The sequence below is a fragment of the Luteibacter sp. GL_149 genome (genome assembly GCF_057834065.1).
In genome coordinates this window covers 23804-39736 of the sequence record NZ_CM174395.1, presented here as the reverse complement: position 1 = coordinate 39736, position 15933 = coordinate 23804, and the positions used below count along the sequence as shown (strand labels likewise).

Annotated in this window: 12 protein-coding genes; 5 read left to right on the top strand and 7 right to left on the bottom strand. The window is 60.5% G+C overall.

Annotation, left to right across the window (positions count from 1 at the left end; all coding sequences use genetic code 11):
* The first annotated feature begins 1 nt into the window (after position 1).
* The gene (locus AC3IR3_RS00150) at positions 2 to 2086 is read left to right on the top strand and encodes a TonB-dependent siderophore receptor (RefSeq protein WP_489195013.1); all 2085 of its coding nucleotides are present in this window, start codon (positions 2 to 4) and stop codon (positions 2084 to 2086) included.
* A gap of 9 nt (positions 2087 to 2095) precedes the next feature.
* Complete coding sequence (locus AC3IR3_RS00145; protein ID WP_489195012.1) at positions 2096 to 2818, top strand: hypothetical protein; 723 nt, start codon at positions 2096 to 2098, stop codon at positions 2816 to 2818.
* Between the two features lie 7 nt (positions 2819 to 2825).
* On the opposite strand, the gene AC3IR3_RS00140 is transcribed toward AC3IR3_RS00145, so the two are convergent.
* From AC3IR3_RS00140 to AC3IR3_RS00120, 5 genes are all read right to left on the bottom strand, one after another.
* Positions 2826 to 4316: an efflux transporter outer membrane subunit gene (locus AC3IR3_RS00140; protein ID WP_489195010.1), complete on the bottom strand. Its 1491-nt coding sequence runs from the start codon at positions 4314 to 4316 to the stop codon at positions 2826 to 2828.
* On the bottom strand, positions 4313 to 7516 hold the full coding sequence (locus AC3IR3_RS00135; protein ID WP_489195009.1) for an efflux RND transporter permease subunit: 3204 nt from the start codon (positions 7514 to 7516) through the stop codon (positions 4313 to 4315). Before AC3IR3_RS00135 ends, AC3IR3_RS00140 begins: the two co-directional genes overlap by 4 nt.
* 54 nt (positions 7517 to 7570) lie before the next feature.
* Complete coding sequence (locus AC3IR3_RS00130; RefSeq protein WP_489195008.1) at positions 7571 to 8755, bottom strand: efflux RND transporter periplasmic adaptor subunit; 1185 nt, start codon at positions 8753 to 8755, stop codon at positions 7571 to 7573.
* 177 nt (positions 8756 to 8932) lie between these two features.
* Positions 8933 to 10291, bottom strand: coding sequence for a sensor histidine kinase (locus AC3IR3_RS00125; protein WP_489195006.1), 1359 nt, complete (start codon positions 10289 to 10291; stop codon positions 8933 to 8935).
* A complete protein-coding gene (locus tag AC3IR3_RS00120; RefSeq protein ID WP_489195004.1) occupies positions 10284 to 10982 on the bottom strand; it encodes a response regulator transcription factor in 699 nt (232 codons plus the stop codon). The genes AC3IR3_RS00125 and AC3IR3_RS00120 overlap by 8 nt, the downstream gene beginning before the upstream one ends.
* Positions 10983 to 11118: 136 nt before the next feature.
* On the opposite strand from AC3IR3_RS00120, the gene AC3IR3_RS00115 reads away from it, so the two are divergent.
* The 3 genes from AC3IR3_RS00115 to AC3IR3_RS00105 are packed head-to-tail and all read left to right on the top strand — an operon-like array spanning position 11119 to position 13966.
* A complete protein-coding gene (locus tag AC3IR3_RS00115; RefSeq protein WP_489195002.1) occupies positions 11119 to 11913 on the top strand; it encodes a MipA/OmpV family protein in 795 nt (264 codons plus the stop codon).
* Positions 11914 to 11928: 15 nt separating this feature from the next.
* Positions 11929 to 12615: a response regulator transcription factor gene (locus AC3IR3_RS00110; RefSeq protein WP_489195000.1), complete on the top strand. Its 687-nt coding sequence runs from the start codon at positions 11929 to 11931 to the stop codon at positions 12613 to 12615.
* Positions 12593 to 13966, top strand: coding sequence for a sensor histidine kinase (locus tag AC3IR3_RS00105; RefSeq protein WP_489194998.1), 1374 nt, complete (start codon positions 12593 to 12595; stop codon positions 13964 to 13966). Before AC3IR3_RS00110 ends, AC3IR3_RS00105 begins: the two co-directional genes overlap by 23 nt.
* A 13-nt stretch (positions 13967 to 13979) precedes the next feature.
* Here the strand turns inward: AC3IR3_RS00105 and AC3IR3_RS00100 are convergent, their stop codons facing one another.
* Positions 13980 to 15065, bottom strand: a complete 1086-nt coding sequence (locus AC3IR3_RS00100) for a PA0069 family radical SAM protein (RefSeq protein WP_489194996.1) — start codon at positions 15063 to 15065, stop codon at positions 13980 to 13982.
* A gap of 9 nt (positions 15066 to 15074) precedes the next feature.
* The gene (locus AC3IR3_RS00095) at positions 15075 to 15752 is read right to left on the bottom strand and encodes a hypothetical protein (protein ID WP_489194994.1); all 678 of its coding nucleotides are present in this window, start codon (positions 15750 to 15752) and stop codon (positions 15075 to 15077) included.
* Between the last annotated feature and the right edge of the window lie 181 nt (positions 15753 to 15933).

The following is a 15933-nucleotide window of genomic DNA, read 5'->3' as shown; positions in this document are numbered from 1 at the left end:
AATGCGTCTCCCTTATCGTTTAATCCCCGCGGCCTCGCTGCTGGTCGTCGCGTACGCGCATGCCCAGACGGCAGCGAACCCTTCCACCTCCCTGGATACGATTACCGTTTACGGCAATGCCGACCACGGCTACGTGGGCCAGCGGGTAGGCGTAGGCGCCTTCCGCGACCAGTCGATCATGGACGTGCCGGCGACGGTCAATGTCGCCACGCGCGATCTGATCGAAACCCAGGCCGCCGTGACCCTGTACGACGTGCTGCGCAATACCGCCGGCGTGACGCGACAGCAACTGGGTGGGGAAACGCTCGACAACCTCGCCGTTCGCGGCATGATCCTCGATAACCGGAGCAACTACCGCCTCAACGGATCGTTGCCGCTGCTGAACCTGATGCAGTTGCCGCTGGAAGACAAGGAACGCATCGAAGTACTGAAGGGCGTGTCCGCTCTTTACTACGGCTATACCGCGCCCGGTGGCGTGGTCAACATGGTGACGAAGCGGGCGGGCAGCGAGCCGAATACCCGCGTCGGCATAACGACCGACAACAACGGCACGATCGTCGGCAACATCGACGTGGGACGCCGTTTCGGTTCGGAACAGCAGTATGGCCTGCGCGTGAACGCGGCGGGCGGATCGCTACAATCGCCAGTACGCGGTATCGACGGCGAACGAAAGATGGCCAGTGCGGCGTTCGACTGGCGCGTCAACGAACGGATGAATATCCGGCTCGACGGCGAATACTTCCAGCGCACCATTGCCGAGCAAAGCGTCGTGACCTTGCCTGCCGCGAAGAATGGCGTCATCGCCATTCCGCGCGTTCCCGATCTGTCCAACCGCCTTTCTCCCGAGTGGGCGAATTTCGCGGCGCACGGAAACAACCTGCTGTTCCACACCGACTACGCGCTCAGCGACCGATGGATCGCGACATTCGAGGCCGGACAAGCGAAGCTCACCCGCGACGAACGGTCGTTCACGGAGGTCAAAGGCTACGACCTTGTTACCGGCCAGGGCACCATCAGCGGCAATCGCCAGCGCGATGTTTCGTGGACGAACAGGAATCTGCGCGCCGAACTTTTCGGCAGCTTCGCCACCGGTTCCATCGGACACGAGCTGACGATCGGCGCGGCACAGACGCGTTCCGATCAAAGCCCGACGTATACCGGACTTTTTTCCGGTTCCCAGAACCTCTATAACCCCGTCGACCTGCCCTGGCTGCCCACCACCCGCACGACGTATACCGCGCCGCTGGCTGCCGTGGACAAAGGTATTTATGCCACGGACCGCATCGCTCTGACGGACAAGTGGCAGGCCATTCTCGGTGCGCGATACACGAAGTACACCAGCGACCAGGGGGCCAATCATTACAAGGCAAGCAAGACGACCCCGCTTACCGCGCTTATCTACAAGTTTTCTCCGAAGCTGACGGCCTACGCGTCCTATGCGACGGGCATCGAGCAAGGCGATCGCGCACCCAACACGGCAACCAACGTCAACGAAGCGCTGCCCCCCGGCATATCGAAGCAGAAAGAAGCCGGCCTTCGCTGGCAGCCGACCCAGGCGACTCTCCTGTCCATCGCCGCGTTCGACATCAATCGTGCCGCCAGCTACGTCAACACCGATAACCTGTTCGTGCAGAGCGGTCGCGAGCGTTACCGCGGCATCGAGTGGTCCGCCCAGGGGCAGGTATCGCGCGACTGGTCGGTGCAGGTCTCGGGCCAGTACCTCCACGCGCGCTTCGAAAGCATCAGTGCCGAGTTGCTCGGCCGCACGCCCGAGAACACACCGACGTATACCAGCAGCGTGTTTGCCCAGTACACGGTGCCCATGCTGCCGAAGCTGTCGCTCAATGCAGGCGTCTACTACACCGGCCGCCGCGCGGTGAACGATCTGGACCAGGGCTATCTTCCGCACTTCACGCTCCTCGGTCTCGGCGGTCGTTATGTCACGACCATCGACCGGAAGAACGTTACCTGGCAGGTCAACGTCGATAACGTCATGAACAAGCGTTACTGGGCCGCGGCCGGCAACAACCGCCTTGGCATGGGCCAGCCGCGTACGGCGAAACTCAGCGTCCAGCTCGATCTATAAGGAAACATCATGTCGCGTGTCGCCAACCGGTTTCGTTCTTTCTTCTTGATTTGCGCGGCCTGTATCGCGGGAATAGCTACCCCTGCGATGGCCGCGAATGCGCCGACGGCACTGCTCGTCGTAAGGGAGGACGGCAAGAGCCTCGCTGTCGATCAGGCAATCCAGACGCATCTGGAACAACTGGGCTATCGCGTCACACTGTACGACCAGTACAAGCCCGCATCGCAGGCCAATAAAGTCGACCTCGTGGTGTTGTCTTCGACGGTGCGTTCCCGCGACCTGCTCGGCGCGTATCGCGATGTACCCGTGCCCCTGGTCACCTGGGAAAGCGATCTGCTCGACGACATGGCGATGACCGGCAAGCGTCCCGAGGTGGACTTCGGCAAAAGCGAGAAGCAGCACGCGCTATGGTTCGTCAATGCACCGCATCCGCTTCAGGCGGGCCTGCACGCCGGCATCGTGAATGTCTACGTGAAGAATGCGCCCATGAACTGGGGCAAGCCCGGCCTTGGCGCAACGACGATCGCGACGCTGCCAGGGGAACCCGAAAAGGCCGCGATCTTCGGCTATGAAAAGGGCGCCACCATGGACTATGAAACCGTCGCACCCGCGCGACGGGTCATGTTTTTCCTCGACAACGAAACCTTCGGCAACCTGACGCCCGAGGGCATGCTTCTTTTCGACGCCGCCATTCGATGGGCGACGCGTCCCGAGGCCCAGCCGAAACCGTGACGTCCTGTCAGCCCTGCGACCAGCCGCCACCCAGGGCCTGAACAAGTGCGGCCGTGTCGCTGAAGCGGGAAGCCTGCGCCTGGATACGAGCGATTCTGGCCTGTTGGTAGGCCTGCTCGGCGTTGAGTAAAACCAGGACATTGGTGTACCCGAGATCCAGTTGCCTGTGCGTCAGATCCAACGTTTTCCTGGCCGCCGTTTCGGCCCGGACAGCGGCGGCCAGGGCTCTTGCATCGGCATCCAATGCGTACAGGGTGTCGGCAACGTTCTGAAATGCTGTGAGAACGACGACGCGGTAGTCGGCTGCCGATTGCTGCAACGCCGCTTCGGCCGCGCGCTGTCGATGCTTCAGCGTGCCGAAGTCGAACACCGTCTGGGTAAGATTGCCGGTGAGGCCCCAGAATGTGTTGTTGTCCTCGAACATCCGGCTGAACTGTGTCGAGCTGCCGCCATATAGCGCGGAAATCGAGAACTGTGGCAACCGGTTCGCCAGCGCGATACCCACCTGTGCACTTGCCGCCCGCACCTGTGCTTCGGCCGCCCGTACATCGGGGCGTTGTTCGACCAGCTGCGAGGGCAAACTTACGGGCAATGTCCGCGGCAATTGCAGGCCGGCCAGATCGAACGCTTCGCTTCCACCCTGCGAAGGCGGACTACCCGTGAGTACCGCCAACAGGTCGCGTGCCTGTTCGAGCTGTTTTTCAAGTACGGGCAGACCTTGCTGCGTCTGCGCCAATGCGGTTTCCTGTGCGGCCACGTCCAGACCGGAGGCAAAACCCAGTGCGACCTGCTTCCGGAGTATCTCCAGCGCTCGCGAATCGGCATCCACGATAGCGTGGGTAGCATCGATCTGAGCGCGTAGCGACGCTTCCTGTATAGCCGTCGAAACCACATTGGAAGCCAGCGTGAGATAGGCAGCCTCAAGCTGGAACCGCTGTACGTCGGCTTGCGCCTGAAGCGATTCGACGGTGCGCCGGTTGAGGCCGAATATGTCGGGTGCGTAAGCGATGCTTAGCTGAGCCGTATGCAACGTATAAAGCGCATCCCCCGACGTCAGCGTCGGCGAAATGGTGCCTACCGCATTCTTCTGCCGGGTCGGCGAGTAACTCAGCTGCGCGGAGGGGAAGTACCCGCCGCGCTGTGCCGCGACATTTTCCCTGGCCTGACGCAACGCAGCCTGCGCGCTGTGAATGCTGGGATTGTGGGCGAAGGCGCGCTGCACCAGTGCGTCGAGCGACGGCGAAGCGAATACGGTCCACCACTCGCGAGCGATCGTCGCCGTGGGGTCCAGATGCTGTTCGTCGTGGTCAAGGCCAGCCGAACCGATCGTCGCGGGAAGCGGCGAACGGACATAACTATCCGTAGCGGGAAGGTCCGGCCGATGGTAGTCGGGTCCTACGGCACAACCGTTGCAAAGCACGCTCAGTATCGCCACGGCCACAACGGACCGGCTGCATGGCGGCAGGCGGCGGCCCCTCGGTATACGAAGCGATGTCATGGCAGGTCTCCCGTCGAACCGCGAGCGCCGGCGCGATGCTTCGCCCGCCTTTGCGACCACTCCACCACCAGCACCTGCAGTGCCGGCGCGACGATCAGCAACATGATCGGCCCCAGCAACATGCCGCCAACCACGACCGTCGCCAGAGGACGCTGTACCTGGCTGCCGATACCGGTGGATATCGCCGCCGGCAACAGACCGATACATGCCGACAAAGCGGTCATCAGCATCGGCCGCATACGTTGCTCGGCGGCAAGATACATGGCTTCCAGCGGAGCGTTACCTTCGAACACCAGATGATTGAAGTAAGTGATGACCAGAATGCCGTTCATCACCGACACACCGAACAGGGATACGAAGCCGATGGCCGCCGACACGCTCATGTTCAGGCCGGACAGATACAAGGCGATGATGCCGCCGGCAATGGAGAACGGAATGGCCGCCAGTGTCAGCAAACTATCGCGCAGCGAATTGAACAACGTGAACAGCAAAGCCAGGATCAATCCGACGGCAATCGGAAGAACGATGGCAAGACGGTGCTTGGCCTGCTGCAAATCTTCGAATTCGCCCGCCCACACCACGTGGTACCCCGTAGGCAGCACGACATGTTTCGCGATCCTGTCCTGGGCATCCTGCACCGTGCTGCCGAGATCCCGGCCACGCACGCTGAATTTGACAGGGATGAAGCGTTCGTTGCGCTCGTGATAAATATACGAGGCACCGGTATCCAGCGAAATGGAGGCCAGCTCGCGCAGCGGGATATAAGCCGTCGCACCACTCGGCGTTGTATAGCCGACCTTGATATTGCCTATGGCCTGGACGTCCGATCGATACTGCGGCGTCAGTCGAACGACCAGAGCGAACTGCTTGTCGTCCTCGAGTACGGTCGTTGCCTGAGTGCCGCCAGCGGCGGCTTGCAGTGCGCTATTGATGTCGCCGGTGTTCAGGCCATAGCGCGCGGCCTTTGCACGATCGATGGTGACGTTGAGATTGGGCTGGCCCATGACACGGAATACGCCGAGGTCCTCCACCCCTTTGACCTGTCGCATCTCGTGCAGTACCTGGTCGGACAGCTTTTCCAGTTCGCGTAAATCGGGGCCGATGATTTTTACCGAATTGGCGCCCTTGACGCCGGACAGTCCTTCTTCGATGTTGTCCTGGATGTACTGTGAGAAATTGAATTCGACGCCGGGGAACTCGGCGGTGAATTCCTTCTGCAACGCATCGACCAGTTGCTCCTTGGTGTGACCGCTCGGCCACTGGTTTTCGGGCTTCAACGGCACGAATAGTTCGACGTTATAAAAGCCCGACGCATCGCTGCCATCGTCGGGGCGGCCGTGCTGCGATACGACGGTCACCACCTCGGGATGCGCCTTGACGATCTGCCGCATGCGATCGACTTTGTCCATGCCGGCTTCGAGCGAGATGGTCGTGGGCATGGTAGCCCGTATCCACAGATTGCCCTCTTCCAGCGCAGGCAGAAACTCGGTGCCGATGCGCGGCAGCAACAGGCCGGCCAGCAACAGAAAGCCCAGCCCCAGCATGACGGTGATCTTGCGCCGGGTAAGCGCCCAATGAAGCACCGGCGAATAGACGCGGCGGATAGCCCGTACGAACAGCGTTTCGACTTCCCGGACGTTTTTCGGTAGCAGGACCGAAGCGAGAACGGGCGTCACGGTAAAGGTGGCGAGCAGTGCACCGGACAGCGCATAGGCATATGTGCGCGCCATCGGGTTGAAGATCTGACCCTCCACCCCCTGCATGGTAAACAGCGGAATGAATGCCGCTACGGTGATCGCGGATGAAAACAGCACCGCGCGATCCACCTGAATGGCACTGATATACAGCAGCCGGAGTCGCTGGCTCCATGAGTGTGCGGCATGGCCGCGCGCATACATGGCAAAGTCGCTTTGTGCCTGGTCGTGCAATAGCTGCTGCCGCTCTTCGTTAGTCTTCTGGAAGTTGCGGAAGATGTTCTCTATGAGGATCACCGCCGAATCGACAATGATGCCGAAGTCCACCGCCCCCACGGAAAGCAGGTTGGCGGAGTCGCCCAGCAGGACAAGGATGATGATGCTGAAGAAAAGCGCGATCGGAATATTCGCGCTGACGATGATCGCGCTGCGCAGATCACCCAGGAAAAGCCACTGGATGAAGAACACGAGCAGACAACCGAAAATGAGATTGTGCAGCACCGTGTGGGTAGTGACTTCGACCAGACTGGAGCGGTCGTAAATCGGCACCACCTTCACACCCGGTGGCAGTGTACCGTCGCTATTGAGCTTCTGGACTTCCGCCTTGACGCGTGCGACCACGTCGTTGGTTTGCTCGGTCCGGTTCATCACCACGATGCCGGTCACCACATCGCTCTGGTCGTCGCGGCCCGCCTTGCCGAGGCGCGGTACCGTGCCGATCGATACCTTCGCTACATCCCTGACCAGTACGGGCGTGCCATTGGATTGCGAAAGCACGATGTTGCCGATGTCGCCGGTATTCTTGATCAGACCCACGCCGCGAATATTGACCGACTGCTGACCGATATTGACCGTTCGTCCGCCGACGTTGATGTTGCCGTTGCCGATCGCGCCGATGAGCTGGGGCAAGGTCACGTTATAGCCTTCCAGCTTATGCAGATCGGCTTCGACGTCGTATTCCTTGGTGGTCCCGCCCCAGGTCACCACCTGCGCAATGCCGGGCGTCGACAGCAGCCGACGCGTGACGACCCAGTCCTGGAGAGTGCGCAGATGGGTCAGCCCATAATGCGGCGGCCCGACCAGCTGATATCGATAGATTTCGCCGACCAGACTGGATGCCTGGATCTGCGGTACCGCATTGTTCGGAAGAGTGACGTTCTGCTGCAGGTTGAGCGCCGCCTGCGTCGAGGCAAAGTAATAGTCGATGCCGTATTTGAATGTGACGCGAACGAACGAAAGACCGTAGAAAGAAGTCGAACGGATATTGTCGACGCCGGGCGTCGTAGCCAGCCCGACTTCCATCGGGCGCGTATAGCTTCGCTCCATCTCTTCGGCGGACAACCCCGGCGCTTGCGCCGTAATTTCCAGAATGACGGGGGCCGGATTCGGATAGGCCTCGATATTGAGCCGGGTATACGCCACCAGGCCCGCGGCGATGAAAGCCACCAGACCCATGATCACGATGGATCGCCGGGTCAGCGCGAACGCGATAATGCCTCTGAACACGATGAGCCTTCTAACGTTGGAGTGCGGCGGACGACAGGCGGTAGCCCGATCGGGCTATTGCGATTGCAAGGCCAGCGCGTTGCTCAGGAACACGGCGCCGTCGCCGGCCACCCGATCGTTGGCCGACAGGCCTTCGAGGACCTGGTTGAGACCGTTCTGTTGCAAACCCAGCGTGACCGGACGACGCATGAAACGGCGGCCATCCCTGGTAACGAAGGCAACCGTGGTGCCGTCGCCTTCGCGTACGACGGCATTGGCCGGCACCGCGACCGATGAGGTAGCCGCACCCGTCCGCACCACGAAGGACGCGAGCATCTGCGGACGCAGCTCATGGAGCGGATCGGGAATGTAGGAACGGACGACGATGCGATGGGTGCCTGGATCGACCGAGTCGCCGATATAGTCGATCGTGCCTTGCAGTGTTCGCCCCGGAAGCGCCGCCACCGCGATCGAAACAGGCTGGCCCATTCGCAGCGCGGCCACTTCGTCCTCGGCGACATTGGCCACCATCCACACACGGGACAGATCCGCCACGGTGAAAGGCGCAGGGGCGGCTCCCGGTTGCACGAGTACGCCGGGCGCGGCGGTCCGGGCGGTAATCCGTCCGGCGAACGGACTGACGATGCGCAGTTCGCCATCGATCTTGCGGGTGCTGGCGATGCGATCCATATCCGCATCCGACTTGCCGAAGATACGCAACGCGTTGCGGGCCGCCTGATAGTTGCCCACGGCGGTTTGCTGATCGGAAACGGCCTGGTCGATGTCCTTCTGCGCGTTGGCCTGGATTTCGAGCATTTTCCTGGCGCGATCCAGGGTTACGCCGGTCAGCTTGAGCGTGCCCGCCGTCGAGATCAGATTGGACTCGGCTTGCACCAGGTCCGGGCTTTCGACAGTAAACAGCAGCTGATCTTTAGCAACATCGTCGCCGGCTTTGGCGAGGACCTTGCCGACGCGCCCCTGATACGGCGAAAACACCTGGGTCAGACGATCCTGATCGAAGTCTATGAAACCGACGGCATCCAGTTGTGGCTCGAAGCTATGGGTGTGGACGTCGACTACCGCGACATGCGTGGCTTGCAGATCGGTAATGGTTACCGTATCGCGCGTGGCCGGATCCGCCGCGGCGATCACGGGCGTCGCAGCGCCGTGTCGGGCAAGCAACAACGTATAGGCGAGATAGATACACAAGGCCGCCAGGAAAATGGCCGCGCTGGCTTTCAACGTGCGTGCTTTCCGCATACTTCTTCCAGATTGTCGGCACGGGTTCGCCTTCGCACACGCGAATCGACCTGCTCACATAGCGAGCGCGGACGGGCAGTCCGAAGCGGCGAGCGCTTTGCAGGCAAACGTTAGTATTGGCAGGGAGAAGGGACCAGTTACGGTTTGGAAAGGTTGGTCGCCCGGCCGCACGGGGACTCAGCCGTAAGGAAGCGAGATGCTTACCTTGAGCCCCGGGCCGGCGTCTTCCAGAGCGAGCTGGCCCCGGTGAAGAGCCACCACGGCGGCCACCGTCGACAATCCCAGGCCATTGCCCCGCAGATTCCGGCTGGCATCCACGCGGAAGAACCGCTCCGTGGCTCGCCCTATCGCATCCGGTGGAATGCCCGGGCCATCGTCCTTCACCACGATGCGAACATCCTGCAAGCCGCATACGATGCTCACCTGCACGTGCGCTCCGCGACCCGCGTATTTCAGCGCGTTGTCCAGAAGATTGGCGAGCACCCCAGCCAGCAGGTCGCGATCGGCACTGACCATCGGCTGGCCGGCCACCTCCAGACTCAGCGTCATGCCTTCGTTTTCGGCAGCGGGTTGATACAGCTCGACCAGATCGCCGACCACCTCGCGCAGGGGCAACAGGTCGAAACGCTGTCGCCGCACTCCCGATTCCGCTTCCGCGATCTGCAGGAGCTTGTCGAATACGACGATAAGCCCATCGATTTCGTCGATGGCGTACTGCGCGCGCAACGGTAGTTTTTCGACCGCGTTACCGGAACGCAATGCGTCCTCAAGCGCGCCGCGAATGCGTCCGAGTGGCGTGCGCAAGTCATGCGCGATCGCATTCGATACGTTGCGCGCGGCATCCATCAGACGCTCGATTTCGTCGAGCATGTCGTTGATGTCGCCGGCGACTACGGCAAATTCGTCTTGCGACCGGCTGACTTCGATACGTCGGTGCAGATGGCCGGCGGAAATTTCGGTCGTCGTGCGGTGGATGGCCTTGAGCTGCTTTTGCAACTGCGAACGGAAAAGCGCGGCACCCACGCCCGCGAGGACCAGTGCGATCAGACCGCCCAGTCCCAGTGCTATCAGGACCATGCGCTCCAGCTCGTGCTGGTCCTGCATATCGCGGCCCACCACCAGCGTGCTGCCATCCTGGAAGCGGTAAGTCAGGAGCCGGCTGACCGAATTGCGACCCAGCCGTTTGACCTGCTGCTTCACCAGCCGGTTGTCCTGGCCGGCGAGTCCCATCCATTCGGTGAGGTTGCCGACAAGCTTGTTTCCCCGGGAGTCGATAAGCAGATACACCTCGGTATCGACGTCCTGATCGTCCGTCAGAAGACCATGGATTTCATGCTCCAGTGCTTCCTGCCCCGCCTGGTCGTGAATCTGGATGAGGCGATGGGAAGTAATCGTCAGTTGCTTGTCGATATTTCGCGCCAGCAAGCCAGCGGTTCCGACATAGAACACCGTGGAAATCAGCGCCACGGAGACCAGCAGAAGCAAGCCATAGCCCATCGCCATGCGAAATACGACGGAGTGACGGAAGCTAGCCATGCGCGGAACTGTCCGATGGCAAGCCGAGGGTATAGCCGACGCCTCGTACCGTCTGGATCAGCGGCACGGAAAAATCCTTGTCGACCTTATTTCTCAGGCGGCTCATCTGTACGTCGATCACATTGGTTTCCGGATCGAAGTGGTAACCCCATACCGCCGAGAGAAGCATCTTGCGAGTCACGATCTCACCCTGGTGACGAATCAGGTATTCCAGCAGCAGATATTCGCGTGGCTGCAGCGCTATCGGTTTGTGATCGCGAAATACCCGCCGGGTACGGGGATCGAGCTGCAAGTCGGCCACCGTCATGAGCTCGACATCGTGGCGTTGGCTGGCCCGGCGGGTCAGCGCCTCGATACGGGCCAGTAACTCGTCGAATGCGAAAGGTTTGCTGAGATAGTCGTCGCCACCGGCCCGCAAACCGCGAACGCGCTCGTCGAGACTGCTCAGGGCACTCAGTACAAGTACCGGAGTGGCGTTATCGCGAGCGCGCAGTACGGCAAGAATGTCGAGTCCATCGATGTCGCCAGGCAGCATCCGGTCGAGCACGATCGCATCCCACTGACCCTCGCTGGCCTGTACCAGCCCGGCCGCGCTGTCGTGACAGACCTCCACCGTATAACCACTCTGCCTCAGGCCGTCGCAGATGAACTGGGCGGTGTACTTGTCGTCCTCGATCAATAGACAGCGCATGCGATAGAAATCCAGGTGATCCGGGCGCACCGTCCGGTCGACATAACCACCCGGGTCATTCTACGGCCGGTCCCAGTAAGTATCGAGTAAGTACCCGGGCAAAATAGTATGCGTACCTAACTACGAAGCATCGGCTATGTCTACATCGATCCGTTTCAGCCACCTGGGGCTTTTGATCCTTGCAGCCGCATTGCCTCAACTCAGTCATGCCGACGAACCGGTGCCGCTAACGCAGCAACAGAAAGAGAACGCTCCCCATTGGGGTCTGGGCGTCGGCGTTGCCGCCCAGCAGCAGCCGTATCGGGGTGTCGGGAGCAAGGTCACGCCGTTCCCGCTGGTGACCTACCAGAGCAAGTGGATAAGCCTGTTCGGAAACACGCTCAGCCTGAAGGCGCCGAAGTTTTCCGATAATTTCTCGGTATCGCTGCGCGCCTCCTTCGCACTGGGCGACGGCTATAAGGCCTCCGATTCGTCCTATCTGCAGGGCATGAGAAGGCGTAACGGGAGCATCTGGATAGGGCCGGCCGCGAACTGGCACAACGACTGGTTCGATATGGCCGTAAGCTGGAGCGCCGACGCATCCGGCGAAAGCAAGGGTCAGCAGGCGGCGGTGTCGTTCCAGAAAGATTTTACGATCTCGCCCTCGTTCCAGATCACGCCGTACCTCGGCGCGACATGGCTGGACAAGAAATACGTCGATTATTACTACGGCGTGAGACCGGAAGAAGTACGGGCCAACCGGGCGGCTTATGTGGGCGGTTCCACGGTCAACACCCGTGCCGGCGTGAGAGTGGGCTATAAACTCAGCGACCATCAGCACCTGATCTTCGACGTGGGCGCGACGATGCTAGGCTCCAAGATCAAAGACAGCCCCCTGGTCGACAGCAGTTCCGTCCCCACCGTGGCATTCGGTTATTTCTATGCATTCTGAGTAGCCGCGTCATCTATGAACCGTATTGCCCTGGTGGAAGACAACGTACGGTTAGCGGGACTGGTGCGCCTCGCGTTGTCTCGCGCAGGAATTCAGGTCGATACGTTTTCCAGTATCGAATCCGCCTGGCGAGCACTTAACTCGACGCCCTACAGCGTGCTGATCCTCGATCGGGGACTGCCCGATGGCGATGGCGTGAGCCTCGTGCGGCGACTGCGACAAGCCGAGCGCTGGATCCCGTGCCTTATGCTAACGGCCCGGGATGCCTTGCACGATCGCATCGCGGGCCTGGAAGCCGGCGCCGACGACTATCTGCCCAAGCCCTTTTCCATGGAAGAACTGGTTGCCCGGGTACGTGCGCTATTGCGGCGCCCGGAGATGCTCAGGCCCCTTTCTCCCACGTTCGCGAATCTGCAGATCCATCCCAATCCCGGTCAGATGATCTGCGGGAACGAATCCGTCTCGCTGGCACCGGCGGAACTGCAGATCATGCTCTGCCTTGTCGAAGCGCAGGGCGACGCGGTACGCCGCACCAGCATCGAACATGCGGCCTGGGGTCTGGAGGACGCCGTGACACCCAATGCACTCGACGTGGCGTTGCATCGCCTCCGCAAGAAGCTCGCCGCCATCGGCTGCGACGTAGCCATTACCAATGTCAGGGGCCATGGATATGCACTTCGTGAAAGCCATCTGGCCTCGTAGCCTTTCCGGCAAACTGCTGACGACATCCGTCGTCGCCATCGTGCTGACCACCGTCCTGACGGTATGCGTCCTGATCGCGGTGCTACCGATGAGCAAGAGCCTGTGGATACAGGGCGATCTATCGCATGCGATACGCCGGTTGGAGAGTTCCATTCGTTACAGCAGTGCGGGACCTCCCGTAGAGGTCATACTTCCCGCGGATAAACGCGCGATGTATTCCGTGCTTCCTGCCGATCTTATCTACCAGATCCTCGATGCGAACGGACAGGTGCTACTCGCTTCGAATGGATCCACATCTCCCCTGGTTTCAGGACCTTTCGATTCCGACTTCCGTTCGTTGGAAATAAATCACAACGGTGTTCCATTGAACGTCGGCATCGGGCGATTCGAACACGCTGGAAAAACGTACTATCTCCAGGTAACAACCAGCTCGCGCATACGCGAAATCGCCAATGCCCGCGATGCACGATTGATGATGATGATCTTTCTGACCGCCGCCGTGGTCGCCATGTTGGTTTTCAGTACGGTGGTCTTGCTGACGCTTCGTCGCGTGTTGAGACCCCTGCACAACGTATCGGTAGCCGCAGCGCAAATCGAACCGAGGAATCTCGCCGCACGCCTCGAGTACGCCGATCTGCCCACCGATATCCATCCGTTGATAGCCGCGTTCAATTTCGCGCTTGCCCGGCTGGAACACGGCTATAGGGTGCAGCAGGAGCTATTGGCGACCGTCGCCCACGAACTGAAGACGCCGCTTTCCCTGATTCGCGGCCAGATCGAACTGGAAGGCCTGACCGACCGCGCCACGCTACTGAAGGACGTCGATTTCATGAGCCGTCAGGTCCAGCAGCTGTTGCAACTCGCGGAAGTCAGCGAGTTCCAGAACTATGTACTGGAAAAGGTAAGCCCCGTGGTCATCGCTCTCGAAGTCACCGACTTCCTGGCCCGATTGGCGGAACAGCGACGCGTCCTTGTCGCAGTCATCGTTCCACTCGATCCTGTTTTTGTGCAGGCGGATCGCAGCGCGCTTTATATTCTGATCAAGAATCTTCTCGAAAACGCCATACGACATTCGCCTCCGGGCAGCCACGTCGCCATTGCATTCACGGATGGCTATCTTTCGGTCAAGGACGACGGGAACGGTATTCCGGAGGAAGACCTTACGAAACTCTTCTCGCGATTCTGGCGTGGTGCGGGAAGTCAGGACGGTGCCGGACTGGGCCTTTCGATCTGCCGGGAAATAGCGCTCGCGCATGGCTGGACGATAGCGGCCGTCAATACGTCGCCGGGGGCGGAATTCTCGGTAGCCTTCGAAAACAATGACTATGTACTGCCGAACGTGGCGAACTGAGGGCGCGTTCGATTCAGAACAACTCGCCCTGGGGCGACACGATACACGGAGCGACGAAGCGCGACGTATCAAGTACCAGCTCGCGCGCACGCGTGAGCCCGAATCGCCGCGATGCTATCTCGAAGCGCTTCTTCAACAGATCGGCGAAAATTCCCTGCCCGCGCATGCGCGTGGCAAAATTGGAATCGTAGTCGCGACCGCCGTTCATCTGTTGAACCAGGCTCATCACATGCGCCGCGCGATCCGGCACGTGGACATCCAGCCATTCGCGGAACAGACCTTTGAGTTCGTGCGGAAGACGCAGCACCGTATAACCGGCCGATCTCGCACCAGCGGCGACGGCCTGTTCCAGGATGGCTTCCATGTCGCGCTCGTTCAACGCCGGAATGATCGGCGCCACCAGCACGCCGACGGGAACGCCGGCCTCGGCAAGTGTCGCTACCGCTTTCATCCGACGATGCGGCGCACTGGCGCGTGGTTCAAGACGTGCTGCCAGTTTGTTGTCGAGCGAGTTGATCGACACGAAGACCTGCACGAGATTCTGCTCCGCCATCGGGACCAGCAGGTCAAGGTCGCGCTCGACCATCGCGTTCTTCGTGACGATGGTGCAAGGGTGTTTGCAATCGTGCAGAAGCTGTAGCGCCGCACGGGTCAGCCGCCAGTGTTTTTCGACAGGCTGGTAGGGGTCCGTGTTGCTGCCGATGTTGATCGGCTTGCACGTGTACGACCGCTTCGTCAGTTCGCCGCGAAGTACGTCCGCCAGATTCGTCTTGGCGTAGATCTTCGTTTCGAAGTCCAGGCCAGGCGACAGATTGAGATATGCGTGCGACGGGCGCGCGAAGCAATAGATACACCCATGCTCGCAACCGCGATACGGATTCAGCGCCTGATCGAAATAGATATCCGGCGAATCGTTCCGCGTGATGACGCTGCGTGCCCGCTCTTCACGCACGCTGGTCTCGACACGAACGGGCTCTTCTACTTCCTGCAACCAGCCATCGTCTTCGGCCTGGTGCCGGGTGCGCTCGAAACGGCCTTCGGGATTGGAGGCGGCGCCGCGCCCTTTCAGGACGCGCGTTGTGGGTAGGGGCTCGGACATGCCATCAGCCTATATCGGCCGCGTCTCACGGTTGGCGACACGTCGTCCGAAGCGGTGCCGGCCCTCAGGCCATCGGGCATGTATCTGAATGTTTTCCTTGGGCACGATTTTGTCGTGTAGCTCCAGTACCCACCACGCGATGTAGTCCCGGTATAGATCGTGTCCATCGGTGATACCTGTGTCGTCGTGGACAAAAATTCTGACCGTAAGGATCGCATCGTCTGTCGCGCGTTCCGGAGCATTGACGCGTACCGTTCCCACGTCGCTCGATCCCTGCCCGATCGGATCAGGCTGACCTGAGTATTCGCGCGGATCGGTGTTGGGATGCATCACGTGTTCGGTTTCACTGCTTCCCAGCGTGATTCTCCGGGTATCGAAACCTTCGCCGCGGCGCGCGGTAACGTCGATATGGTCCGCCCGCCGGGACACCACGGCCGGCGCACCGTCTACACGTGCATCGAATATATCGATGACATCGCCCCGGGGCATCTTGATATCCACATCGATGCGCGACAGAAGCGTCAATTCTTCGGTTTTGACCTCGTCGAGGTCATGCTCCGGATCGCGCGGAAGCGTGATGGTTTGCGGTAAACCCTGAGCCAGCGCTCTATCGAATTGCGCAACCACCGATGCGTCGTCCGTTCGGCCATCCAACGCTATGGATGGAGCGCTGACACAGCCTGCCATGGCCAGAGCCATCGCTTGCAGGATAGTTGTCGTTTTTTTTCACGTATCTGTTCCTCACCTGGATTCGTTGATCTACGAATGGTGCTATCCATCGTCCGACCATAGCCGATAGCGGCGCGTACCACGTCGCGACGCCAGGTATTCATGGCGACGAACGTCTTGTTTGCAGGAACCGCGATAG